The sequence below is a fragment of the Halopseudomonas xinjiangensis genome (assembly GCF_900104945.1).
GTDB lineage: Bacteria > Pseudomonadota > Gammaproteobacteria > Pseudomonadales > Pseudomonadaceae > Halopseudomonas > Halopseudomonas xinjiangensis.
Genome location: NZ_LT629736.1, coordinates 1,017,005 through 1,040,146, shown reverse-complemented (window position 1 = coordinate 1,040,146; position 23,142 = coordinate 1,017,005). Strand labels below are relative to the sequence as shown.

Sequence of the window (23,142 nt, the reverse complement as noted above, 5' to 3'; positions counted from 1 at the left end):
GCCTTTACGGCAGCGGGCGGTTCGTCGCCCCGTCCCTTCCCTATCGGGCATCCGAAACCACGCGTTTCAACGAACCTTTCAACCGTTACGCTATGGATGTACATGGACCTTTCCGCTGATCCCCGCCGCACCCTTCCCTCGGTCGACCAGCTGTTGCGCTGGCCGTGGGTGGCAGAGCTTGCTGCACAGCATGGCCAGCCGCTGGTAAAAGAGATCATTGCGCAGGCGCTTTCCACGCTGCGAATCACTGTGACTCCGTTCGATGCCGATGCCTTCTGCGGCGCCGTACAAAACATACTGACCACCCGGCTATCGCCCTCGCTGCGCAGGGTATTGAACCTGACCGGCACCGTGCTGCATACCAACCTGGGCCGCGCGCCACTGCCCGAGGAAGCCATCGCGGCGATGACAGCCGTAGCTCGCGGCGCAAGCAATCTGGAGTTCGATCTGGATAGCGGCCGGCGTGGCGATCGCGATGCCCACCTCGAAGCGTGGCTGTGCCGGCTCACCGGCGCGGAAGCTGCCACCGTGGTCAACAACAACGCAGCCGCCGTGCTGTTGATGCTCAACACACTGGCCAAAGGCAAGGAAGTGCCCGTCTCGCGCGGTGAGCTGGTGGAAATCGGCGGCGCATTCCGTATGCCGGATGTGATGCTCCGAGCCCAATGCAAACTCCGCGAAGTCGGCACGACCAACCGCACGCACCTGGCCGACTACGCCGAGGCGATCACCCCGCGCACCAGCTTGCTGATGACCGTTCACACCAGCAACTACAAGGTGGTCGGCTTCACGGCAACCGTGCCGGAACAACGCCTGGCTCAGCTCGCCCACGATCACGATCTGCCGTACATCGTGGATCTGGGAAGTGGCAGCCTTGTCGACTTGCGTCGCTGGGGTCTGCCAGCCGAACCGACGCCAATGGACAGCATCGCCAACGGCGCCGATCTGGTGTCGTTCAGCGGCGACAAGCTGCTCGGCGGGCCACAGTGCGGCATCATCGTCGGCCGCCGTGAACTGATCGGCCGTCTGAAAAAGAATCCGCTCAAGCGTGCCTTGCGTTGCGACAAGCTGACGATCGCAGCGCTTGAGGCCGTGCTACGCCTGTATTCCGATCCTGAACGGCTTGGTGAACGCTTGCCGAGCCTTCGGGCACTGAGCCGCTCACGCGAGAATATCGCGGAACAATGCGAGCGGCTGATGGCACCGCTCGCCGCCTGGGTCGGGCAAGGTTACGAGGTTACCAGTGAAGCCGTAATGGGACAGATTGGCAGTGGCGCCCTACCAATCGAGCAACTCCCCAGTCAAGCCCTGGTGCTACGCAGCGCCACTGCGAAGCGGTCCGGTAGCCAGCTTAATGCTCTGGCTGCCAGCTTGCGTGGACTCCCGGTACCCATTATCGGGCGCATTCAGGATGCTTCGGTGATTCTTGATTGTCGCTGCCTGGATGACGAAACAGCTTTCCTTGAACAGCTGAAGGATCGACGGTGATTCTTGCAACTGCGGGTCATGTCGACCATGGCAAGACTGCATTGGTGCGCGCCCTGACCGGCCAGGATACCGACCGTACAGAAGAAGAACGCCGCCGCGGGCTGAGCATCGAGCTTGGCTTCGCCTGGCTACAGACCCCTGACGGCAGCGGGATCGACATTGTCGACGTTCCGGGGCATGAGCGCTTCATGCGCACGCTTATGGCCGGAGTCGGCGCGGTTGATGCGGTAATGCTCGTGGTGGCCGCAGACGACGGCCCGATGCCGCAGACCCTGGAACATGTCGAACTAATGCGTTTACTGGCAGTGGACATGGCGATCGTAGTACTGACGAAGGTGTCTCGTGCCACCGCCGACGCGCGCGATGCGCTCCGGCAAGACATGCGTGAGCGGCTGGCCGAAGCCGGCATCGAGACGGTCCATATTGCAGAGGTCGACAGTCTGAGCGGGTTGGGCATCGACCACCTGCGCCAGATGCTCTTCGCTTTGGGCAGGTGTCACCACGCCGCTCACACGCAATTGCTGCCGCGGTTCTGGATCGATCGGCACTTCCACCGCCCCGGTGCGGCACATGTGGTAACCGGTACGCTGTACCAGGGGTCGGTGCAGCCGGGTCAAACGCTGCGCTTGACACCAGGTGGCACGACGGTCCGGGTGCGCTCGATACAACGGCATGGCCAGCCAGCGGCCAGCTTGGCAGCTGGGCAACGCGGTGCACTGGACCTTGCCGGCGACCTGGCAGACGGCGCATACGAGCGCGGCTCGCAATTGCTTGACGACAAGGCATGGCTGCTCACCCAGCGGCTGGACGCGCGGATGGATCGGCTGACCAAGCATTCCGCACGCGGCGACCTGCAGCTGCACCTGGGTGGTGGTACCGTGGTGGCGCGCCAGGTGCCGTTACGCGGTATCGAGGACGGGCATCCCCAGGGTTATTCACAGTGGATTCTCGCTGAACCGCTCGCTTGTCGCAGCGGCGATCGTTTCGTCATACGCAACGCGACGACCCATCGGCTGGTCGGCAGTGGGATCGTCGTCGACCCAATGGCCCCTTCCCGCGGCCGGCAGTCGGCCAAGCGCCTGGTGATGCTGCGAGCGTTGGACAACTGCGACCTGCCGCGAACCCTGCAGGATCGGTTGGAGGCATCGGAAGACGGTATAGACCTGGCCGACCTTCGTCGCGGCCGCCACATCAGCGAGCAGGCAATGGATTCACTGGTCGCCTCGATGCTCGCGGCCGGCCAGCTGTATCGACGCGGGAACTGGGCCTGTAAGACGTCTCAGTTCGCGCAATGCACTCAGGCGCTTATCGCCACCGTGCGCGAGTTCCATGCCGAATCACCGCAGCTGCGCGGACCGACTTTCGCAGCACTGGCGCGGCGATTGCAGATCAAGCTTCCCAGCCAGCTGCTGTCACACGCGGTGCGCGTGGCACTGGATGATGGCAGCATTGTCCAGACAGGTCCGTCGCTGCATTGGCCAGATCATCAACCCAGACCCAGTGCAGCAACCGAGGAGCTTTTCGCACGCATGCAACCTCTGTTCGAAGCTTGCGAACCGCGTCCGCCAGTCATTGGCGAGCTGCTCGACGAGCTCGAACTGGAGCGTGGCGTTTTGCAAACGGCGCTGGATGAACTGAGTGCCTTGGGCATCCTCGTCTTCGTCGGACGCAATCGCTACCTGCTGCCCAAATTGGCCGACCAGCTATATCGATCGGCGCAATGTATGGCCAACCAGAGCGCCGACGGCGGTTTCACCGCAGCCGAATTCCGTGACCTGACCAAGATCGGGCGCAATCACAGCATTGCCGTGCTGGAATACTTCGACCGCAGTGGACTGACTCGCCTCAGGCTTGGGCGGCGCTGGCTCGCCGGGCCTGCCTCGCCATGATGACCACAAGCACGCCGCAGCTTGCCATGACAGCGGCCATGGGCACCGCGGTACCGTTGTGCAGCACGCCCACTGCGGCCGAGGTAATGCCGGCGATCACGAATTGCATGGTGCCCATCAAGGCGGAAGCCACGCCTGCTTGGTGGCCATGACCAGCCATCGCGCTGGCCGAAGAGTTTGGCAGCACCAACGCGATAACCGCGACACTGCCAAACAGCGGCGGCATCATCACCCACAACGAAGAGGGATTGCTGAGCGCTACAATCAGCAGCAACAGGGTGCACACCAGGTAGATCGTGCTGGTCAGCTTGAGCACCTTGACCGGCGAGCGGCGGCGCAACAGGCGGCTGTTGAACTGGGCGAAGAGAATGAAACCTGCGGCGTTCGCACCGAAGAACCAGCCGAAATGCTCCGCGGGCACGCCATAGAGTTCGATGAAGACGAAAGGCGAACCAGCGATGTAAGCGAACATCCCCGCCATGGCTATGCCACCGGTCAGCGCGTGATACATGAACACCGGTTCGCGCAGCAGCCGGCCGTAACGTCCCAAAGCACTGGATAATGGCGCCCGGGGCGTGGTCTGCGAAATGGTTTCCGGCAGGCCGAAGAAGACCGCGAAGATATACACGCCGGAGAACACCGCCAGAAACAGGAAGATCAGCGGCCAGCCGCCCAGGGCGAGCAGAGCGCCACCGCCCAGAGGCGCGAGAATCGGTGCGACGCCCATCACCAGCATCAACTGGGAAAACGCCTTCGCCGCTTCGATCGGTGTACACAGATCGCGCACAACCGCCCGGTTCACCACTATGCCGGCACAACCGCCCAAGGCCTGCGCGAAACGCGCCGCCAACAGCCATTCCAGTGACGGCGCCAGCGCGCAGGCCAGCGAAGCCAGACAGAACAGCACGATGCCGAACAGCAACGGTTTGCGACGGCCAAAGCGGTCGGCGACCGGCCCGTAAAACAGCTGACCGGAAGCCAACCCAATGAAATAGGCAGACAGGCTAAGCTGTATGTGCTCGCTGTCCGTACCGAACGAGGCGGCCATAGCCGGAAAAGCTGGCAGATACAGATCGATGGCCAGCGGGCCGAATGCGCTGAGGCCGCCCAGTATGAGCAGCAGTCGTAAAGTCATGAACCACCAGAAAGGCTAGCGAGACACAATGATCGCTGGAGCAACACATGATGACAGAAACCTCGCTGACGTGGCGGCAACAGACTGTTGCGCTGTCAGTGCCGATCGAGTGCATTGGCGAAATCTATTTTCCCTGCGCCCGATCCGGTGCCAGTCTTGTGACCGTAGCCAAAAGGAACCATTCCATGCCAACGATGCTAGACGACGACACCCTTGCCTTTGCCCACAAGGTGTTCAATCACTGCCGCAACGGGGATTCCGCCGAGTTGGCCACGCTGCTTGACGCAGGTTTGCCGGCCAACTTGTTGACGTCCACCGGGGACAGTCTGCTCATGCTCGCCAGTTACCATGGCCGGACTGAGACCACTCGCCTGCTGCTTGATCACGGCGGTGACCCTTCTCTGGCCAACGACCGCGCCCAGACGCCGCTGGCCGGCGCCGTATTCAAGGGAGACCACGCGATCGTCGAGTTGCTATTGGAGTATGGCGCCGAGGTGGACCAGCTGCCTCCGGGCGGCAAGACGGCGCTGATGTTCGCGGCGATGTTCAACCGCACCGACCTGCTGCTGCGATTGATCGAAGCAGGCGCCGACAGCGAAATGCGCGACAGCGAGGGCAAGACTGCGCTGCAGCTTGCCCAGGCGATGGGAGCGACGGATACCGCTGCCTATCTCAGGAGCGTCGCACCAAGAGCGTCCGCGCAAGGGTAAAGCCGCCGATAATCAGCGCTGCGCCGACTGCGGGGATTACGTAACCTTCGACCTGCGGGATGGTCCGAAGGAACACGAAGGCGACCGCGGTCGGTGCGACGAAGCGCACCAGGAATTGCCACAGTTTGAACCAGCCTTCCGAGGTGTTCATCTCGCGTAGCACCTCGTTGCGGCTCAGGGTCCAGCCAGCGAACAAGGCGATGAGCAGCCCGCCAAGCGGCATCAGAATATTGGTGATGAACTCCAGCACATCGAAGGGCGACTTGCCGAACAGTTCGTGAGTCAGCGTTCCCTCTGACCAGAGGTTGAAGCTCAGTACCGTGACCAAACCCAGCGCCCAGCATAATACGACCATCAGCGCGACGGCGGCGGGACGGCTCATGGAGAAGCGCTCCACCAACCAGGCAGCCACCGGCTCGATCAGCGAAATTGCCGAGGTCAGCGCCGCACCGATAACCAGCACGAAGAACACGCCGCCAAGGATCGCGCCGCCCGGCAAGCCGGCGAAAGCAATGGGTAGGGTGACGAACATCAAACCCGGCCCCTGCCCTGCTTCCAGTCCGCTGCCAAAAACAATGGCAAATATCGCAAGCCCGGCCATGAGAGCGATCAATGTATCGACTGCGGCAATCCAGAAAGCGGTACGGGTGAGAGACGCTTCGCTGGACATGTAGGCGCCGTACGCCATGATCGCGCCCATGCCCAGGCTCAGCGTGAAGAACGACTGGCCCATGGCTTCCAGCCAGCCTTCGAGACTCAGATCGTCGAAATTGAAGGTAAACAGGAAGCTGAAAGCGGCCGCCGCGTCACCGACCACCAGGCCGTATCCGAGCACGATCACCAGAATCAGAAAGAGTGCCGGCATCATGAAGCGCAGTCCGCCTTCGATACCTTTGTGAATGCCCATCCCCACGATCAGACCGGATACAAGGATGAATACGCTGTGGTAGGCCAGCAGCAAACCGGGCGAACCCAGCAAGGTATCGAACGAGCCGCTGATCGTTTCGGCGCTCGCCCCGGCCAGGGATCCGGAGAACATGAGCCCGGTGTAATGAACCGCCCACCCGGCAATGACCGAATAGAAGCTCAGAATGATGAACGCCGCCGCGGCACCCATCCAGCCGATGACGCGCCAGGCACTGCTTGCCCCGTGCGTACGGGTCAGGTGCGCCATACCCATGATCGGGCTGCGCCGACTGTTCCGGCCGATGAGCGTTTCGGCAATCAGTATCGGGATGCCGACCATGGCGATGGTGAGCGCGTATATGAGGATGAACGCGCCACCGCCGTTTTCACCGGCGAGATACGGGAAGCGCCACAGATTGCCGAGGCCGACGGCAGAGCCTACCGCGGCGAGAAGGAAGGTACCCTTGTGGGTCCATACTTTGCTGGAAGTCATTGATTTTTGATCCGAGTTGCTGATTCAGGCTGTCTCGGCGCGCAAGGGTATCACAAACAGAGAAGCAGCCCGACCGGCCCCCAACGCGGGCCGGTCGGATAGATCGCTTCAGTTGAATGCCTGGAAGAAATTCCACACTTCGCTTGGCGCAAAGCCCGGCCACCTGTGGTGGTTGGGCGCGCCCTCGCTGTATTCGCACCAGCGGGTCTTCTCGCCGCCACAAGTGTACTCAACGCAGCCATTGCTACCGACCGCGGTCTCGACGTCGCCGCACATATTGGCGTCCTTCCAATATTCGCGCAGCGCCACACCACCTGTGGTGTAGTCGATATAGACGTCTTCCGGGTCATGCGCGACCCAGGCGCCAGACAAACCAGGGCAGCTGTTCACGCTGGCTTCCGGCGGCCCGGCTCCGGCTGCCGCGAATGCCCTGATGACATCCCCGCGTTCGCAGCCCAGCCTCGCGCTGAAGTACCCGCCCATGCTGAAACCGGCGGCGAACACCCGATTTTCGTTGACGCACAGGCCCTCGGTAAGATCGGTCAGCATGGCATCGAAAAAGAGCAAGTCGTCGGGCCCACTGGTCTCCCAGCTTTCTCCGTCGTTGTTGGATACCTTTTCTCCAGTGGCAGTCTGGTCCTCGATGTAGAGTCCGTTCGGATAAACGAGAATGGCGCTGTCGCCCATGGTCGACTGGAGATTGCCGTATGACGAATTCTGGAATTCTCCCTCTCGACCGCGGCCATGGAAGCCGAACACCACCGGGTATGGCGTGTCCGCATCGTAGCCACTGGGAAGCTGCACTTCGTACTGACGCTGGACGCCGTTGATGGTTAGCGATTTGACGCCGGCAGACATTTGGGTTGCGCCGCAGCCCAGCGAGGCTGATGGAGGGAGTGGTTCGGGCTCAGGTTCCGGCTCGGGTTCTGGTTCTGGATCGGTTGTTCCGCCTCCGCCACCCGGATCCGGCTCTGGTTCCGGTTCCGGTTCCGGGGTGGGTTCTGGCTCAGGCGTCGGAGTCGGCGCGGGCTCGGGAATTGGCTCTGTAGGCGTTTCAACTGGCTCTTCTGGAGGCGGGCTATCTGAACCGCCCCCGCCACCGCCACACCCGGTGGCTAACAGTAATAGAGAAGCCCAACAGATCGCTTTCAGGCTCACGGTGCCTCCTCATTTCCGTCCGGTCTGGAACGTTTGGTTTGATCGAGCCGGTACGCGGCGGGTGCGTATCGCTTCGCTGGGTACCATTCGGTCTGAAACCAGAAGACACAAAAAGTGCGGAAACTGCGGATCTTTTTGCACGCAAATATACGCTCGGCCGGGTTCACGCCCTGTCGAAACCGCGACGATTCGCGCTACAGAGCATCGACCACGGAAATGCCCAGGACCGTTCAACTACACTCCCAGGCGAGAGGACGAGTCATTCAAAAATCGGGGTTACGTAGCGGGTGCACACAGCACCGCCCGATTAGACGCTGGCTTTCTTCACCAGCGCGAGAAGCCCGGCCGCGGCGGCAAACAACCCGGCGAAGCTGCGGTTAACCACCCTTTGTTGACGCTGCGAGCGCAGCAGTCGCAGAACTTTCGAGGCCAGCCCGGTGTAGCCGGCCATCACGATCAGATCCACGACGACCATCGTCACGGCAATAACCGTGTACTGGGCCAGCAAGGGCCTGGTCACGTCGAGAAACTGCGGCAGCACGGCGAGCATGAAGACCACGGCCTTCGGATTGCTGGCGTTGATAACCAGACCACGCATTATCAGTTCAAAAGGCCGGCCCGCAGGCGCGGGTTGCGCGCTAGGCTCGATCTGCCCCACCGGCGCCTTCCATTGCCGATAAGCGAGATAAAGCAGATACAACACACCGAACCATTTGATCAGCGTGAACGCCAGTGCAGACGTCGCCAACACCGCTCCGACACCAGCGGCGACGATACCGACCTGCATCAGCAGCCCCAGCTGCAGCCCGATGGCGTTCCAGTACCCACGGGCGAACCCGTAGTTGAGCCCGCTGGCCATCGACGCGATTGCGCCGGCCCCTGGCGAGAGGCTGATGATCCAGCATGCCAGCAAAAAGGCCAGCCAGGTTTCCAAAGTCACGTGCTTGTCCATGAACGAGGCGCTTGAGCGCGATGTGCGAAATAGTAGCACCGCGGCCCACCAGCCCGCAGCGCTCCAGGCCGATACTCGGGATCCTTTTGCCTGGGTATCGGGCTGGCGGGGGGTGTTGGCGAATGTCCGACGGGCTGCAGCCTTGCCGACTTGTTCCGTGCAGCGTAGCCGAGGAGAATACTGGATAACCAACCAGCTAGATGACCATGCAGCTCCCAGACCTTCCCAGCGATTACTATCTGCGCAACTTCCGCACAGCAATGGACTGGGTGGCGACCCGCTACGGCGATCTGCTGGGCGAGGACGAATCCACCTTCCTTGCAGGGTTCGCCCAGCTGCCAGAACCGAGTCAGGCGTTACTGGTGCGCCTGGTGATGCGGAAGGGGCCACACTTCCGGCTGTCGCGCTTGAGCTACGTGGAGATCGGCGATATTCGCACCGCCGCGGCTGCGCTGCTCGATAACGGCTGGCTGAAAAATAATCACCCCCTGAGTATCGCCGAGGTGTGCAGCCTGCTGCGCCGCCATGAGCTGGTCGAACACTTCGCCGAAAAGGTGCCTCACCGCTCGATCGCCAAGAGCGAACTGGTTGTCTTGCTAAAGATGCCCTGCACTGCCGAGCAGCCGCTGGCGGACTGGTGCCCTGCGCTGACCGATACCGTCCTCACCCTGACCGTCGGCGATTGCTGTGATCGGTTGCGGCTGATGTTCTTCGGCAATCTGAATCAGGACTGGTCCGAGTTCGTACTGGCGGATCTGGGAGTGTTCCGCTATGAACAGGTGGCTTTCTGCAGCGCATCACGTGGGTTCGACTGCCGCCAGGACGTGGATGACTATTTGCACCTGTTCCGCTGTCGCGAAGCATTCGACAATGGCGAAGACGTAAACGCTGTGCTCGAACGCGTCAGTGGGTTCCAAAGCGCCAACCGTCAGCTGCGCCTGCGTCACCATAAGCTGCTGTTTCGCATGGCTCAGCACTTGGAACGCAGCCAGGATTGCGAGATGGCGCTGGGGCTCTACCGCATCAGTGCTTTCCCCGGGGCGCGTCAGCGTTGCGTCCGCGTGCTGGAGAAGCTTGAGCGCTTTGACGAGGCCTGGGAGCTTGTACGCAATGCACTCGAAGCGCCGGAAAGCGACAGCGAACGGCAACTCATGCTGCGCGCCCAGACCCGGCTAGCGGGCAAGCTCGGCAAGCCCCGCCCCCCGCGCGTCCCCACGCCCACCCACGGGGTGCTGGAGCTTGTGCTAGCGCGCCCGGACGTCGGCTCGGTGGAATATGCCGTGCGCGAACATCTCGCGCAGCCTGAAGCGCCGGTATATTACGTTGAAAACACGCTCATCAACGGCCTGTTCGGGCTGTTGTTCTGGGATGCCATCTTCGCCCCGCTACCGGGCGCCTTCTTCCACCCGTTCCAGGCCGCACCTGCCGACCTGCTCGACAGCGATTTCCGCGCACGCAGGCAGGCTTTGTTCGCCAAGGGTTTCGCCGCGCTGGAAGATGGAAGCCACGCAACGCAGATTCGCCGGGCGTTTCGCGAGAAATGCGGGATTCAGTCGCCGTTCGTGTTCTGGGGCGCTCTGGATGACGCCCTGCTCGACCTTGCTCTCGAATGCTTGCCTGCCAGACAGCTTTCGGCCTGCTTCCATCGCCTGCTTGACGATATCAAGGCCAACCGTTCCGGCATGCCGGACCTCATCCAGTTCTGGCCAGCCGAGCAACGTTACCGGATGATCGAGGTGAAGGGCCCCGGCGACCGGCTGCAGGATAACCAGCGCCGTTGGCTGGCGTTCTGTGCCGTGCATGACATACCGGTGGACGTCTGCCAGGTCCGATGGGCGGGCGCATGAACTACCGCATCGCGGTACGCGCCCTGTGCGAATTCACCGCCAAGGAAGGCGATCTGGATCTGCGCTTCACGCCCGCCCCCACCGCCCAGGAAGGCATCGCCGGACATCGCACCGTCGTGCTGCGAAGGGGCCCTGCCTACCTCAGTGAGGTATCGCTGGCCGGAGAGTATCCGGGGCTGCTCGTAGCTGGCCGCGCCGATGGCTACGACCCGGTCGCCAATTTGCTCGAAGAGATCAAGACTCACCGCGGCGACGTCAATCGCATCCCGCAAAACCATAGAATGCTGCACTGGGCTCAGGCGAAAATCTACGGACACCTGATGTGCACCGAGCAGGAGCTCGACGAGATCGATCTGGCCGTGGTGTATTTCAATGTGATTTCGCAGAAGGAAACGGTGCTCCGCGAGCGCTTCGACGCCGACACTCTGCGTGCGTTCTTCGAGCTGCAGTGCTCGCGATTCGTCGCCTGGGCGCGTCAGGAAGATGCGCACCGCCAGGCGCGCAATGCCAGCCTGGAGCAGTTGCGCTTTCCGTTCGACAGTTTCCGTAAGGGTCAGCGTCAATTGGCCGAAGCCGTATATCGCGCTGCACGGGATGGCGACACACTGATGACGCAGGCCACCACAGGCATCGGCAAGACGCTGGCCACGCTGTTCCCGCAACTCAAGGCCTTCCCGGGACAAAACCTCGACCGCCTGTTTTTTCTCACTGCGAAAACTCCCGGCCGGCGCCTGGCGCTCGATGCGCTGGCGGTGCTGCGCAGTCAGGAAGAGTCGATGCCGCTGCGAGTGTTGGAACACGTGGCACGAGACAAGGCCTGCGAGTACCCGGATCGCGCTTGCCATGGGGAGTCCTGTCCGCTGGCGACAGGCTTCTACGATCGACTGCCGGCCGCTCGCCAGGAAGCATTGGCTGGCAACTGGCTGACACAGCAGCAGGTTCGCGACGTTGCGCTCAAACACCAGGTGTGCCCGTATTATCTGAGTCAGGAGCTGTGCCGCTGGGTAGACGTGGTGGTCTGCGACTACAACTATTATTTCGACATGACCGCACTGCTGTTCGGTCTCACCGTGCTCAATGAGTGGCGTGTGACCCTGCTCGTCGACGAGGCGCACAATCTGGTCGATCGCGGGCGCGGCATGTACACAGCCGAGCTCGACCAGGGCCGCTTCAATGAGTTGCGCGCGGTCGCGCCGACGGCGCTCAAGTCACCGTTGGACCGGGTGAACCGGCACTGGAACCAGCTACACAAGGAACAGCAGGCCGACTATCAGATCTATCCTGCCATCGCCGACCTGTTCATTCTCAGCTTGCAGAAAGCGGTCAGCGCCATTACGGATCACCTGACTGACCAGCCCACCGGCAACGATGCCGCACTGCTGCGCTTTTACCTCGACGCCATGCTGTTCACGCGCCTGGCGGAAACGTACGGCGACCACTCCCTTTTCGATATAACCCGTCACGCACGGCCGGGTAAGCGCACGCTTTCCACGCTCTGCCTGCGCAATATCGTACCCGCGCCTTATCTGGCGACCCGTTTCGCGCTGGCTCACAGCGCAACGCTGTTCTCCGCCACCCTGAGCCCATCGCGGTATTACATGGACCTGCTTGGGCTGCCCTCGAGTACCCGTTGGCTGGAAGTCGAATCCCCGTTTTCCGCCGACCAGCTGGACGTGAGCATCGCGCGCAACGTTTCGACGCGCTACCAGCACCGTGGCGGTAGTCTTGAGGCAATCGGCCGGGTGCTGGCTGACCGATACAGGAGGCAGCCGGGTAACTATCTGGCGTTCTTCAGCAGCTACGCCTACCTGCAGCAAGTGCTCGATCATGTGCGTATCCATCATCCCGACGTGCCGCTGTGGGAACAATCGCGCAGTATGAGCGAAGCCGAGCGCCAGGCTTTCCTCGACCGTTTTACCGACTCGTCGCGAGGCATCGGCTTCGCCGTGCTCGGCGGGGCGTTCGGCGAAGGCATCGATTTGCCTGGCGCGCGACTGATTGGCGCCTTTATCGCCACGCTAGGTCTACCTCAGGTGAACGCAGTGAACGAGGAAATCCGTGCACGCATGCAAACCATGTTCGGCAATGGCTACGACTACGCCTATCTGTATCCCGGTCTGCAGAAGGTGGTTCAGGCGGCAGGCCGGGTTATCCGCACCACATCTGACCGCGGCATGGTGATGCTGCTGGATGATCGCTTCGGCCAGCCTCAGGTCCGTGAACTATTACCGGGCTGGTGGCAGGTCGGATCCTTCGCGGTTGAACACCCGCAGCGCGGGCGCAAACCGCTGCCGGAGTATTGATCGAGTTCTAGCAGGAACTGTTCGCTCATGCGCACACCGCTACACTCGAGAAAAACGACTTTCAGCGAATCACTTCATAAAGGACTGAGGCACGCAAGGCGATACGGCCGCTCAGCACTGGTCATGAGACGGGACCTTTTAGGGCTAGGACGCGTCTGAAAATCCATGTTGGTAGACGGACCTCGACGACAGCCAGTGGTTTGATGTGCTTGGTCGCTGCGCAAGCCGCGTTCTGCATGCGTTCGATACCTCAACGGAATAAGCGTCGCCTGTATGTGGCAATCGCCGCTGGCGGCCATGTCCGATTGCAAACCAAACGGGGCGACAGCCTGGTGGTGTTTGCCCTGCCGGAGAATCCATGACATCCAGATCACCAACCTGCATCGCACTATTGCCTACCAGCGAGTCGGTGCCTGCGCACGAACTAACCTGCCATGAAGCCATCGGCCAGAGCCTGTCGAGGCTGATGAACGCCCCCTTTATTGGTCGTGACGAACCCGGCCAGGGCGAGCGCGCCTACTACATACCTTCCGACACGCTCACCAGTCTGAGCGAAGCGGCAGCGCTCGGCATCCGCAGCGAAGCCGACCTGTTCGGCGGCGTGGTCTCCGAACCTTATATGGCTGGCAAGGCGATTTCTCATCCGCTGTTTCCTCGGGCCAGTAAGCGTCCATCCGGGTGGGCCGAAGCGCTGCACCAACTTGCTGGCGACTCCGTGCTCCCCGGCTTCAGCGCGTTCTGTGTAGAAGATGCGCGCATGGCCGGCACACACTTGCTCGAAACGGGATCGATTCGGATCAAGCCCGTACGCGCCAAGGCCGGCCGAGGACAGGTAGTGATTCGTGACGCGAAAGAACTGGGGCAAGCACTTCGACAGCTCGATGAACGAGAGCTCAACACCTGGGGGCTGGTGGTAGAGAGCAATCTGACCGACGTTGCCACCTACAGCGTGGGGCAGGTTCGCGCGGCCGGCCTTGTCGCCAGCTATTGCGGCACGCAAAATCTGACACCTGACGCCACCGGCCAAATGGTATACGGAGGGTCTGACCTATACGTAGTCCGCGGGGAATACGAAGCGCTGTTGAAACACCCCGCGGCCCGAAGCTATCAACTGGTGATCAAGCAGGCACGCCAGTACGAGGCTGCAGCCTTGAGCGCCTTGCCCGGCCTGATTCTATCGCGGCGCAATTACGATGTAGCGACCGGGCAGGATGCGCAGGGCAAGCGGGTATCCGGCGTGCTGGAGCAATCCTGGCGCATCGGCGGCGCCAGCGGCGCCGAAATCGCCGCCCTGGAAGCATTCGCGACCGACCCTTCGCTGACCTTCGTCGAAGCGTCGACTATCGAGCGCTACGGTACCGAACAGGACGTACCGGCCGGTGCGAGCGTTGTCTACTCTGGTAACGACGAAGAGACGGGACGAATCAACAAGTACACAAGGATCCAGGGTCATGAGCGCAGTTAAGATTCCGTTCGATCTGCTGGTTGACGGTGAGCATATCGCCGCCACCTTCATGGAGCCGCAGAAAAAGCTGCCCGGCATCCTATTCGTACACGGCTGGGGCGGCAGCCAGCAGCGCGATCTCGAGCGGGCCCAAGGCATCTCCGGCTTGGGCTGCGTGTGTCTGACTTTCGATCTCCGCGGTCATGAGGGAACCCAGGACCAGAAGAAGAGCGTCACCCGCGAGCAAAACCTGACCGACATCCTGGCTGCGTATGATCAACTGATAGCCCACCCGGACGTGGACCCGTCCTGCATCGCTGTGATCGGCACGAGCTACGGAGGCTATCTGGCGGCCATCCTGACGCAGCTGCGCCCAGTGTGCTGGCTGGCGTTGCGTGTTCCAGCCATTTACTGGGATGCCCAATGGCTGACACCGAAACAACAACTCGACAAGCCGCGGCTGCTCGATTACCGCCAACAGCCTCTTCGTCCGGAAGCCAACCGCGCTCTGGCGGCATGCGCCACGTTTCGCGGCGACGTCTTGCTGATTGAATCCGAATCCGACGAGCATGTCCCGCACATGACAATCGTCAACTACCGGTCAGCCTTCGTGCAGGCCCACTCGCTGACCCACCGGATCATCGACGGTGCAGATCATGCGTTGAGCCGAGAAAGCCATCAGAAGGCTTACACCTACTTGTTGACGCGATGGGTCAGCGAGATGATCATCGGAGTGCGCACCGGACCGTGACCGCACGGCCGTGCCGGACGGACCAGTATTTTGGCTGGTATGACAGGCCGGAAAGCAATATGCTGGCACTTCGATACTAATTGAACCAAATCGCACGGATGGCGATCAGATACGTGCTCATCGTATGCAGTTATGAGGACAGTCGGTGGTAAACAATCTCGCTTGGCTCTGGTCGGCAGGGACGCAGGGCAAGACGTCACGCGTGCGCAGGAAGATCGCCCTGACCAATCAGGTCGCGATTTTTGGCTGCGTCACCGTTCTGCCGTATCAGCTGTTCTATCTGGTGGACGGTCTCTCGCCGTACACGGGCATCTTCACCGTCAACCTGGTGTTCATGCTGGCCTACGCGGCCGTGCTGTATCTGAACTACCGGGGTGAAAGCACTACCGCGCGGAATTTGCTGGTCGGAAGCGGTTGCGTGCATGCACTGGCCGCGACAGTGTTTCTGAGCTCGGCCGCGGGCGGACATCTGTTCTACTTTGCGGTAGCCGGATTCCTCGCGCTGGTGCATGAACAGATGCGCGCTTCGCGTTTCATCCTGTTACCGCTGGGCGTAGGCGTACTGTATTGCGTTTGCCAGTTCGTTTTCACCCCCGAGCGCGCACTGCTGACTCTGCCTGAGCGCTATCTGCAGATCATGTACGCGCTAAGCGTATTCGGCGTCCTGACGCTCTCGGCTGTGTTTTCCTACCTGTTCCATCGCGAAATCGACATGGCCGAGCAGGAGATGACGCGCAACAACCGCGTCCTCGAAGAACTGAGCAGCACGGACACACTCACGTCTCTGGCCAACCGGAGGCGGCTGGATGATTTTCTCGAGCGAGCCTCCCAACGCTTGCAGCGGCGCTTCCAGCCGCTGTCACTGATCATGTGCGATGTGGATCATTTCAAACCCTACAACGACCTTCTTGGCCATCCGGCCGGGGACGCCTGCCTGCAGCGCATCGCCGATACGCTGCGTGATACGGTCTGCCGTCAGGGCGACCTGGTGGCGCGCTACGGTGGCGAGGAATTCGCAGTGGTGCTTCCCAATACCGACCGACTCGGTGCCATGCAGGTTGCCGAAACACTTCGGCTGGCAGTGCAGGATCTGAGCCTGCCACATGTTCCGGGCAGCGAGCAACAGGTCACCATCAGCCTGGGCGTCACCAGCGTAGCGACGCCAGCCACCACCGTGACGCCCGCCGAGTTGATTCGTCGCGCGGACGAAGCCCTCTACCGAGCCAAGGCAAACGGACGCAACCGGGTGGAATTCTCCGAGTTCTAGGCGCCTGCTAGTACATCGGATATCTGAGCTCCTCAGTCCTGACCCCGGCGCACCGCAGCGTTCAGTCCAGTCGGGCGGGCGCTTCTTCCAGCCAACCGTCTTCGGAAGTCAAGGCCACCAGGCCAGCGCGAACCTTCGAATAAGCCTCAAACTCCGCCGCTACCACGTCGGCGGGAATCCCGCGATCAATGCTCAACTGCTTGAGAAAACCCGGGAATGAACTGGCCGTCTGCGCAGACCCGGTCTCAGCTCGCGAATATTTGGCGAAGTTGTCGATACTGCTTCGTACGACGCTCACAACCCCGGCCGGCATCTTGCTGTCGCTCACACTCATCACGAACAGCGTGTCGGAGAGCAGAAGTACAGCCCTGGCTGGCGAAAGATCGACGCGTGCCGAGTGAAAGTACTTGAGCACAGGGTAAGCCAGATGCTGCAAAGCAACACTGTCGATCGTCGATGACAGGCTCAGCAAATAGTTTTTCAGCGATGCCTCAGGATCATCCAGCCGGAGGTGTTCGATGACCTCCGAAACGCTGCTGCCCATAGCGAAGATTCCGCTTGCCAGCGCTCGTCGCTGAATCGCCGCCGATATCACCGACAGCACATAGGACAGCGACACCGTGAGCACGATCGTGGCCGCCAGGGTCGCCAGGGTGCCGACGAACGTCCACGGAAAGCCCGAAGGAACCCAATCGCCATAGCCGAGGCTTGAGATGGTGGTATTGACGAAATACAGCGTTTCGATGTTATTTGCCGGAACGTCCGTGGTGCTATCAATAACCGAGCCGGTATGTGCCGCGAAAGCAAGAAACACCGCGAAACCGAACAGCAGATACCAAAGCACGATACTCAGCAGCAACAGAAACGGGCCGGCGAAGGCTAATACCCGGTGCATGCGGCGCCGGCGGTGAACGAATAGCAAACTGTGCCATACATGGCGCATACCGAAGCGGGTCAACGGACCGGCACCACTGGTGCTGAAGACCGTGACGAACTGGTCCCAGAGAATGACGGCCGCCAGCACGACCGCAAGAAGCGTTAGCACAATAGCCATAACGACGATTCGCTTTGAGGATGTTCGCTTGGGACCATCGGCCCGGCCCGGGGTTCGCTGACTGTTTGCGCTGTGCCAGCCTCGGTCGCGCCCTGGCCGTCCGTCCCGAGCGAGGAACGAGGTCTGCCGATGAAAGACAAAAGCCCTGCCACTTCAAGCAAAACGGAGGCGACATGGCCATTACCGCATTGGCAATAAACTGCACCCTGAAGCAATCCCCCGCGTCTTCTTCCTGCGATCTGCTGCTTCGCCAAAGTCTTGCTGAATTGGAAAAGCTGGGCGTCAAAGGCGAGCTGGTCCGCGCGGCCGACCATACTATCAAACCAGGTGTCACGTCAGACGAAGGCGACGGAGACGAATGGCCGGCGATCCGCGCCCGGGTCCTGGCAGCCGATATCCTCATCCTGGGGACGCCCATCTGGCTGGGACATCAATCGAGTATCTGCCAACGGGTACTGGAGCGCCTCAATGCTTTTCTGGGTGAAATGGACGATCAGGGGCGGATGGTTTCGTACGGCCGGGTTGCCGGTGTCGCGGTAGTCGGCAACGAAGATGGTGCTCATCACGTCTGCGCCGAACTGTTCCAGGGCCTCAACGATTGCGGCTTTACCATCCCCGCGAACAGCTGCACGTACTGGGTCGGCGAAGCCATGCATGGCACCGACTTCAAGGAATTGAACGAAACCCCGGAGAAGGTCGTGCAGACGACTGCAGCCATGGCGCGAAATTGCCTGCATTTGGCCAGACTGCTCAAGGAGTCGCAGTATCCTGGCGACCCCGACGCGTAAGAACGTGGTGAAGCGCTAGTCGCGAATGCGGTCGCCCTGCTCGATGGAAACCAGCTCGCCATCGTGGAATCGCAGTGTCGTGAGAAATTTCCCCTTGCCGGGGTTGAAGGTCCACTCATCGACCGTAATGCAAGGCAGTACATTTACCGTCACCGCCGGCCCTGGCTCTCGCGCTGACGCCTCGCTCGGCGGCGCAGCAGCGCGACAAAACGAATGCTGGATTACCGGCTCACCGCACTTGCCCAGCACGGCGGCTTTGGAGTCTCCGTCGCTGGCGATGCCGTTTGCACAGCGAAATGACTCAGCCGATGCTGCTCCCGGGACAAGCCATATCCACGAAACAAGAGCCAGGCATACCTTCCTTTGCAGTCCCATCCGTAAACTCCTCCTGATGACTCGAAAACCTCCATGCCAGACGCCTCGCCCGACAATCGGAGCATAGCTGAGCAGGCCCCTGCGGCCAAGCCGCCAGCAGCCGAACAGCGAGACCGGCTGAACGGACCGGCCTGGGACTGGTCTATCGTTGCGTACACCCAGCGACAGTCCGTGGTCGATTCAGGCCTCCGCTGCGCTAGCGCAGACAGACTGTCCGACCCAGAACCGAGGCTCGCCATAGCACAAAGGCGCACTAGGCCTCTAACAGAAGGAGAAGCACAATGCAGACCCTCAAGATGCTCACAGCTGCAATCACCTTTGCCTCGCTCGGCATGGCCGGCACCGCTATGGCCGAAAGCTCTACTTCGGCAGGCTCCGCTGGTGGTCAGACTACCAGCACTACTCAAAGCACCGGTCAGGGCTCCGCTTCGGGCACAACCGGCAGCATGGGCTCGTCGGGTAACCAGAGCTCGGCTGGCAACCAAGGTTCGCAGCAGGGCCAAAGCGAAGCCACGACTCGCGAAGACCCCAAGCATGCGCGTGATACGCACGAAAGCGCGTACAAGAAGACCTACCCTAACGAAAAGCCCATTGGTGGCGGCGAGCTGGGGCCCGACGATAACCAGAAAAACGGCACCAGCGGGCAGAACAGCCAGCAACAATAACCGGCGAACGACTGCGGCCTGCCGGACCAGAAAAGGTCCGGCAGGCCGCTGGTCGATACGAGTACCGCACGGCTGCACGACGCTGCAGGAATTACCGAGCGATGCGGCCAAAAGCAGCGGTAGCCCGCGCCAGACGGCAGAGCATCACTGTGACCCTCCCGGTCAGTGCCTTGTCATGGCAGTCGGAGAACCGGGTAGCACGCCTGCTCATTGACCCGAATCATTCGGCAGGAGAAGAATCATGAAGCGCCATTTTCTCGCCCTCGCGCTAGCCAGCGCTCTTGTCTCACCCCTCTCCTACGCTCAAGCACCGCATGAGCAGAGTCATAACTCGTGGGTCAGTATCAGCGGCCAGATAACCAATCCCACCGAAGAAGGCTTCACGCTGAACTACGGTGAAGGGCAGATTCGTGTCGACATGAACGATGCCGACTGGTACGCGCCCCAGGGGCCGTTTCAGGAAGGCGCTACGGTTTCGGTCTATGGCGAAGTCAACCAGGCCGACTCGGCTGCGGAAATCGTCGCGAACAGCGTATTTGTCGAAAGCGAGGGCAGGCTCTTCACCCGTACCGACACGGTCTTCGGCAAACCAGAAATCATCCCGGTCGTTCCGGTTCGCGTGGGCGCTTTCACCTACACGGGAGAGGTGGGGAAGGTCCAGGATGATCGTTTTACCATCGATACCGGACGCCGCGAGCTCATGGTCGACGTGTCCGCCATGAAGGACAACCCTTTGGACGAGCAAGGCGCCATGCGAATCGAGCAGGGCGACACGGTGATGGTATACGGCGTTCTTGACGCCGAGCTGGGCAGGTCGCGCACCGTCACAGCGGACTCCATCATCACCATCGACGAAGGGGCACGAAACGAGAGTTAAGGCTCAGCGGACAGATTCCTGACGCAGACCGCTTTCAGCGAAGCGGCCGCAGACGCGCGGCCGGCTCGCTCTGCCGTTTTCCCCAAATTTGTCGTAAATATTGCGTAACTGGGTGCGCACCGTATTGATAGAGACGCTTCGCGCTTCTGCGATCGTTCGCGCCCTCCCCTTCCGCCAGCATCAACGCAACCTCCGCCTCGGCAGCAGTCAGCTTCAAGCCTGCCCGCAATGCGCCAACCAGCTGACTGTCGTCATGATTCAGCCCCTGACGATCACCTGCACCTGCGGCCGGAAACCGAAGGTTGTTCTGCAGCTTACCGGGCCCAGTCCCGCGGTGGTGGCGCAGGCGGACCCGTACCCGGACAGTTGCGCGTACTGGCAGGCGCAACTGTTCCCAGCGATCCAGCACCCGCACCGTAGCCGCCGGGAGACGGCTGCGGTTCAGGAACCGCACCAGTTGCCGGATGTCGGATCAGCATGAAACATCGAAGCAAACCTCAGACGTTTCGCTTCCGTGCCCTCCCGCCTCCTCGGAGATACATACTGATGCCCCTACGCAACGACTATATCCAGGCCGTACCCATCGAACGGGGGCTATTTGCCGTTCAGCTCAGCGATTCCGGATGGAGCGTAGCGGATGGACCTGGGATACAGATGGTTTCGATGAGTAATCTGCCTGCGGCGGGCTTTCACGTGCCCGTTCGATTCGACTCCCGGGAACAGGCGGAACGAGCAATCATCACTGGCCCTCACGAGGATTTCAGCACCAGTCGCGGCTCGGCCTGGGTAAAACATTGCCTCTCGGCAGGCGGGGCTTACGAAGCGGACTATGAACAACGGCGCGGCCCAAGCGACCTCTCGCAACGTTCCGGCTGACAAGCCCTTCTTGCACCAGCCCAAATACTGACAAAGCAACCTTCTCGTCCTGCCTTACCCGTTAGCGCTTGTAATAGTCGATCCTCGGTCCCGTGGCTTAGGCGTGGTGTGGCCGCAGTCCGACTCTGCTTGCAGACGACGGCGGCCTCGGCTCCCTTCTTCAAACCAGCCAATGCACGAAATCTGACCGTCTCATAGGCGGCTAAGCCGCCAGGTATTTCCAACTTGAAACAAATCGATACCGCTCGTCGGTAGTGAATGAACTTTCTTTAGACCGTTCGTCGGCCTTTTACTGACTCGTCAAGCCCTTCCTAGTCCCTGCGTGATCCATTTCCTATTTTTGTCTCCGCCAAGTGCCATCATGCTTCGCTTACCGAAATAGCGCGGTTTGTTTTTGACGCCGGTCCTCCGTCGCCCTTCAAATGATATCTATATGAGGTCACAACGATATCGCCGCTTCGCTTACCCAGATCGTGTTCTGGCGTCAAATTTATGCTTTTTCAAGTTAGAACCCTGGGGTAGGATGCCCACGTTCTCGCAGCGAACTGAAAGACAACTTTCCGAACACTTCGAAAACAACAACCCTTAAGTTTCGATCCCGGGTCTCCGCACTTATAAGTGCGCTTGGCCACGGCTTCGTAGTGGCGTAACAAATATATTAAACGCGGAGAGATCGCTAGCATGACATTCCAGAAAGTAGTCGGAAAGTGGCTTGCACCTATTGCACTTGGCTTGTTTGTAACTACCGGCGTCGCACACGCCAAAGTTGATCTTGTAGGCATGAACGTAGCAGGAGCCGAGTTCACCGGAGGCGTTCTTCCGGGACAACTTAACAAGCATTATTTCTTCCCCAAGAACACCTATTTTGAGTACTGGGCCGAGCGGGGTATAAAAACCATTCGCTTCCCGATCAAATGGGAACGTCTGCAGCCCAAACTCCGCGGCGCGTTCGATCCGTTCTACGCGGCACAGATCGACAAGATGCTGACAAACGCTGCACTGAACGACATTGATGTAATTCTCGACGTACACAATTACGGTCGGTATCGCAAGCAAGTCGTGGGTACCAAAGCAGTTCCCTACGGCGCATACCAGAACCTTCTGCAACGCATGTCCAAGCGCTGGGGCAAGCACTCGGCACTGTATGGCTACGACATAATGAACGAGCCCTACGGCCTGGCCGACAAGTATTGGCCGAAGGCAGCACAGGCAGGCATCAACGGCGTGCGCAAGTATGACCGTGAAAACATCATCTTTGTGGAAGGCGCGTCTTATTCAAGCGCTGCGCGCTGGCCCAAGTACGCCGATAAACTGTTGGCCCTGAAGGATCCGTCCGACAACATCGTGTTTTCTGCCCACGTATACCTGGACAAGGATGCCAGCGGTCGCTACGTCGAGTCGCCCGGTAAGGACTTCGACATGAATGTCGGTGTCAAGCGAGTCACACCTTTCATCAACTGGCTGAAGAAGAACGGCAAGCGCGGTCATATTGGCGAGCTGGGTGTTCCCCCGCACGATGCGCGCTGGTTGAAGGCGATGGACAACACGCTGGCACACCTGCAGAAGAACTGCATCCCGGTCACCTACTTCGCTGGCGGCCCGGCATGGGGCAACCATTTCCTTTCCATGGAACCGAAGAAGGGCAAGGAAAAGCCGCAGTGGAAAGTGTTGAAGAAATACGTTGGCAAAGGCAATTGCTCGGACTTCGGTCCCAAGGCATAAGCCAGAGCAACAGTTGAAAAGGGGCAGCTTCGGCTGCCCTTTTTTGTGCCCGACACTCGATATCTGTATGAATATACAGTATCCTCGTGCCCTGCATTGCAGGTGGCCCAAGGGGCAGCCAATGATTCATTCAGCTTGAGGTGCCGACGTGGCCGTAGAAATCGTATACCGAAGCAGCAGAGACCCGGAGCAACTGTTCATGGACAAAGCCGAAGCCGACCGTCACGACAAGATGCTGGAGCTGGCCGAAACGCTATCGGTTGTATTGCAGGCCGGTGTTCCGGATCTGAGTGAGCGACATGCGGAGGAAGTGAGCATCTATATGGCACGGCATCGCGACATATTTGCCAAGGCATTCAAAAGCACCCCCGAAGCACTTCAAGCCCTCACCGAACCAGCGACCGAATGAACTTGAGAGGCCAAGCGGCATCAGCAATCTGAT

The 23,142-nt window shown here is 60.6% G+C and carries 20 protein-coding genes; 14 read left to right on the top strand and 6 right to left on the bottom strand.

The features are described from left to right. Positions 1–96: 96 nt before the first annotated feature. Together selA and selB are read left to right on the top strand one after the other, a co-directional pair. Positions 97–1,488: an L-seryl-tRNA(Sec) selenium transferase gene (gene selA, locus BLT85_RS04685; RefSeq protein WP_093392063.1), complete on the top strand. Its 1,392-nt coding sequence runs from the start codon at positions 97–99 to the stop codon at positions 1,486–1,488. Then, on the top strand, positions 1,485–3,377 hold the full coding sequence (gene selB / locus BLT85_RS04680) for a selenocysteine-specific translation elongation factor (protein ID WP_093392062.1): 1,893 nt from the start codon (positions 1,485–1,487) through the stop codon (positions 3,375–3,377). The genes selA and selB overlap by 4 nt, the downstream gene beginning before the upstream one ends. Here the strand turns inward: selB and BLT85_RS04675 are convergent. Then, on the bottom strand, positions 3,334–4,512 hold the full coding sequence (locus BLT85_RS04675) for a multidrug effflux MFS transporter (RefSeq protein WP_093392061.1): 1,179 nt from the start codon (positions 4,510–4,512) through the stop codon (positions 3,334–3,336). The genes selB and BLT85_RS04675 overlap by 44 nt on opposite strands. Positions 4,513–4,697: 185 nt before the next feature. Here BLT85_RS04675 and BLT85_RS04670 point away from each other — a divergent pair, with 185 nt between their 5' ends. Then, positions 4,698–5,222, top strand: a complete 525-nt coding sequence (locus BLT85_RS04670) for an ankyrin repeat domain-containing protein (RefSeq protein ID WP_093397399.1) — start codon at positions 4,698–4,700, stop codon at positions 5,220–5,222. On the opposite strand, the gene BLT85_RS04665 is transcribed toward BLT85_RS04670, so the two are convergent. The 3 genes from BLT85_RS04665 to BLT85_RS04655 form a co-directional block, all read right to left on the bottom strand. Then, complete coding sequence (locus BLT85_RS04665) at positions 5,185–6,621, bottom strand: sodium-dependent transporter (protein WP_093392060.1); 1,437 nt, start codon at positions 6,619–6,621, stop codon at positions 5,185–5,187. The two genes, BLT85_RS04670 and BLT85_RS04665, sit on opposite strands and share 38 nt — an antisense overlap. Positions 6,622–6,729: 108 nt before the next feature. Continuing rightward, positions 6,730–7,479 carry an alpha/beta hydrolase family esterase gene (locus tag BLT85_RS04660; protein ID WP_093392059.1) on the bottom strand — a complete coding sequence of 250 codons (750 nt, stop codon included), beginning with the start codon at positions 7,477–7,479 and terminating at the stop codon, positions 6,730–6,732. A gap of 607 nt (positions 7,480–8,086) precedes the next feature. Beyond that, the gene (locus BLT85_RS04655; protein ID WP_093397396.1) at positions 8,087–8,719 is read right to left on the bottom strand and encodes a LysE family transporter; all 633 of its coding nucleotides are present in this window, start codon (positions 8,717–8,719) and stop codon (positions 8,087–8,089) included. Between the two features lie 218 nt (positions 8,720–8,937). Between BLT85_RS04655 and BLT85_RS04650 the strand changes: the two genes are divergently transcribed. The 5 genes from BLT85_RS04650 to BLT85_RS04630 all read left to right on the top strand — a co-directional run bounded on the left by BLT85_RS04650 (position 8,938) and on the right by BLT85_RS04630 (position 16,343). Then, positions 8,938–10,578, top strand: a complete 1,641-nt coding sequence (locus BLT85_RS04650; protein WP_093397393.1) for a VRR-NUC domain-containing protein — start codon at positions 8,938–8,940, stop codon at positions 10,576–10,578. After that, a complete protein-coding gene (locus BLT85_RS04645) occupies positions 10,575–12,881 on the top strand; it encodes an ATP-dependent DNA helicase (RefSeq protein ID WP_093397391.1) in 2,307 nt (768 codons plus the stop codon). The genes BLT85_RS04650 and BLT85_RS04645 overlap by 4 nt, the downstream gene beginning before the upstream one ends. A gap of 358 nt (positions 12,882–13,239) precedes the next feature. Next, positions 13,240–14,346 carry a DUF3182 family protein gene (locus BLT85_RS04640; protein ID WP_093392058.1) on the top strand — a complete coding sequence of 369 codons (1,107 nt, stop codon included), beginning with the start codon at positions 13,240–13,242 and terminating at the stop codon, positions 14,344–14,346. Continuing rightward, on the top strand, positions 14,333–15,076 hold the full coding sequence (locus BLT85_RS04635) for an alpha/beta hydrolase family protein (RefSeq protein WP_093392057.1): 744 nt from the start codon (positions 14,333–14,335) through the stop codon (positions 15,074–15,076). Before BLT85_RS04640 ends, BLT85_RS04635 begins: the two co-directional genes overlap by 14 nt. Before the next feature lie 145 nt (positions 15,077–15,221). Then, a complete protein-coding gene (locus tag BLT85_RS04630) occupies positions 15,222–16,343 on the top strand; it encodes a GGDEF domain-containing protein (RefSeq protein WP_093392056.1) in 1,122 nt (373 codons plus the stop codon). 61 nt (positions 16,344–16,404) lie between these two features. Here BLT85_RS04630 and BLT85_RS04625 read toward each other — a convergent pair whose 3' ends face one another. Continuing rightward, complete coding sequence (locus BLT85_RS04625) at positions 16,405–17,397, bottom strand: hypothetical protein (RefSeq protein WP_093392055.1); 993 nt, start codon at positions 17,395–17,397, stop codon at positions 16,405–16,407. A 173-nt stretch (positions 17,398–17,570) separates the two neighbouring features. Between BLT85_RS04625 and BLT85_RS04620 the strand changes: the two genes are divergently transcribed. Then, a complete protein-coding gene (locus BLT85_RS04620; RefSeq protein WP_093392054.1) occupies positions 17,571–18,185 on the top strand; it encodes a flavodoxin family protein in 615 nt (204 codons plus the stop codon). 15 nt (positions 18,186–18,200) lie between these two features. Here the strand turns inward: BLT85_RS04620 and BLT85_RS04615 are convergent, their stop codons facing one another. Beyond that, positions 18,201–18,560, bottom strand: a complete 360-nt coding sequence (locus BLT85_RS04615) for a DUF2845 domain-containing protein (protein WP_093392053.1) — start codon at positions 18,558–18,560, stop codon at positions 18,201–18,203. 281 nt (positions 18,561–18,841) lie between these two features. On the opposite strand from BLT85_RS04615, the gene BLT85_RS04610 reads away from it, so the two are divergent. The 5 genes from BLT85_RS04610 (at position 18,842) to BLT85_RS04585 (ending at position 23,109) form a co-directional block, all read left to right on the top strand. Continuing rightward, positions 18,842–19,225: a hypothetical protein gene (locus BLT85_RS04610; protein ID WP_093392052.1), complete on the top strand. Its 384-nt coding sequence runs from the start codon at positions 18,842–18,844 to the stop codon at positions 19,223–19,225. A 241-nt stretch (positions 19,226–19,466) separates the two neighbouring features. Beyond that, positions 19,467–20,102 (top strand): OB-fold nucleic acid binding domain-containing protein, encoded by a 636-nt coding sequence (locus tag BLT85_RS04605; RefSeq protein ID WP_093392051.1) that lies wholly within the window; start codon positions 19,467–19,469, stop codon positions 20,100–20,102. A 546-nt stretch (positions 20,103–20,648) separates the two neighbouring features. Next, positions 20,649–20,978 (top strand): hypothetical protein, encoded by a 330-nt coding sequence (locus BLT85_RS04595; RefSeq protein WP_093392049.1) that lies wholly within the window; start codon positions 20,649–20,651, stop codon positions 20,976–20,978. Positions 20,979–21,758: 780 nt separating this feature from the next. Then, on the top strand, positions 21,759–22,700 hold the full coding sequence (locus BLT85_RS04590; RefSeq protein ID WP_231701539.1) for a glycoside hydrolase family 5 protein: 942 nt from the start codon (positions 21,759–21,761) through the stop codon (positions 22,698–22,700). Positions 22,701–22,848: 148 nt separating this feature from the next. Continuing rightward, positions 22,849–23,109, top strand: coding sequence for a YebG family protein (locus BLT85_RS04585; RefSeq protein ID WP_093392047.1), 261 nt, complete (start codon positions 22,849–22,851; stop codon positions 23,107–23,109). Positions 23,110–23,142 lie beyond the last annotated feature (33 nt).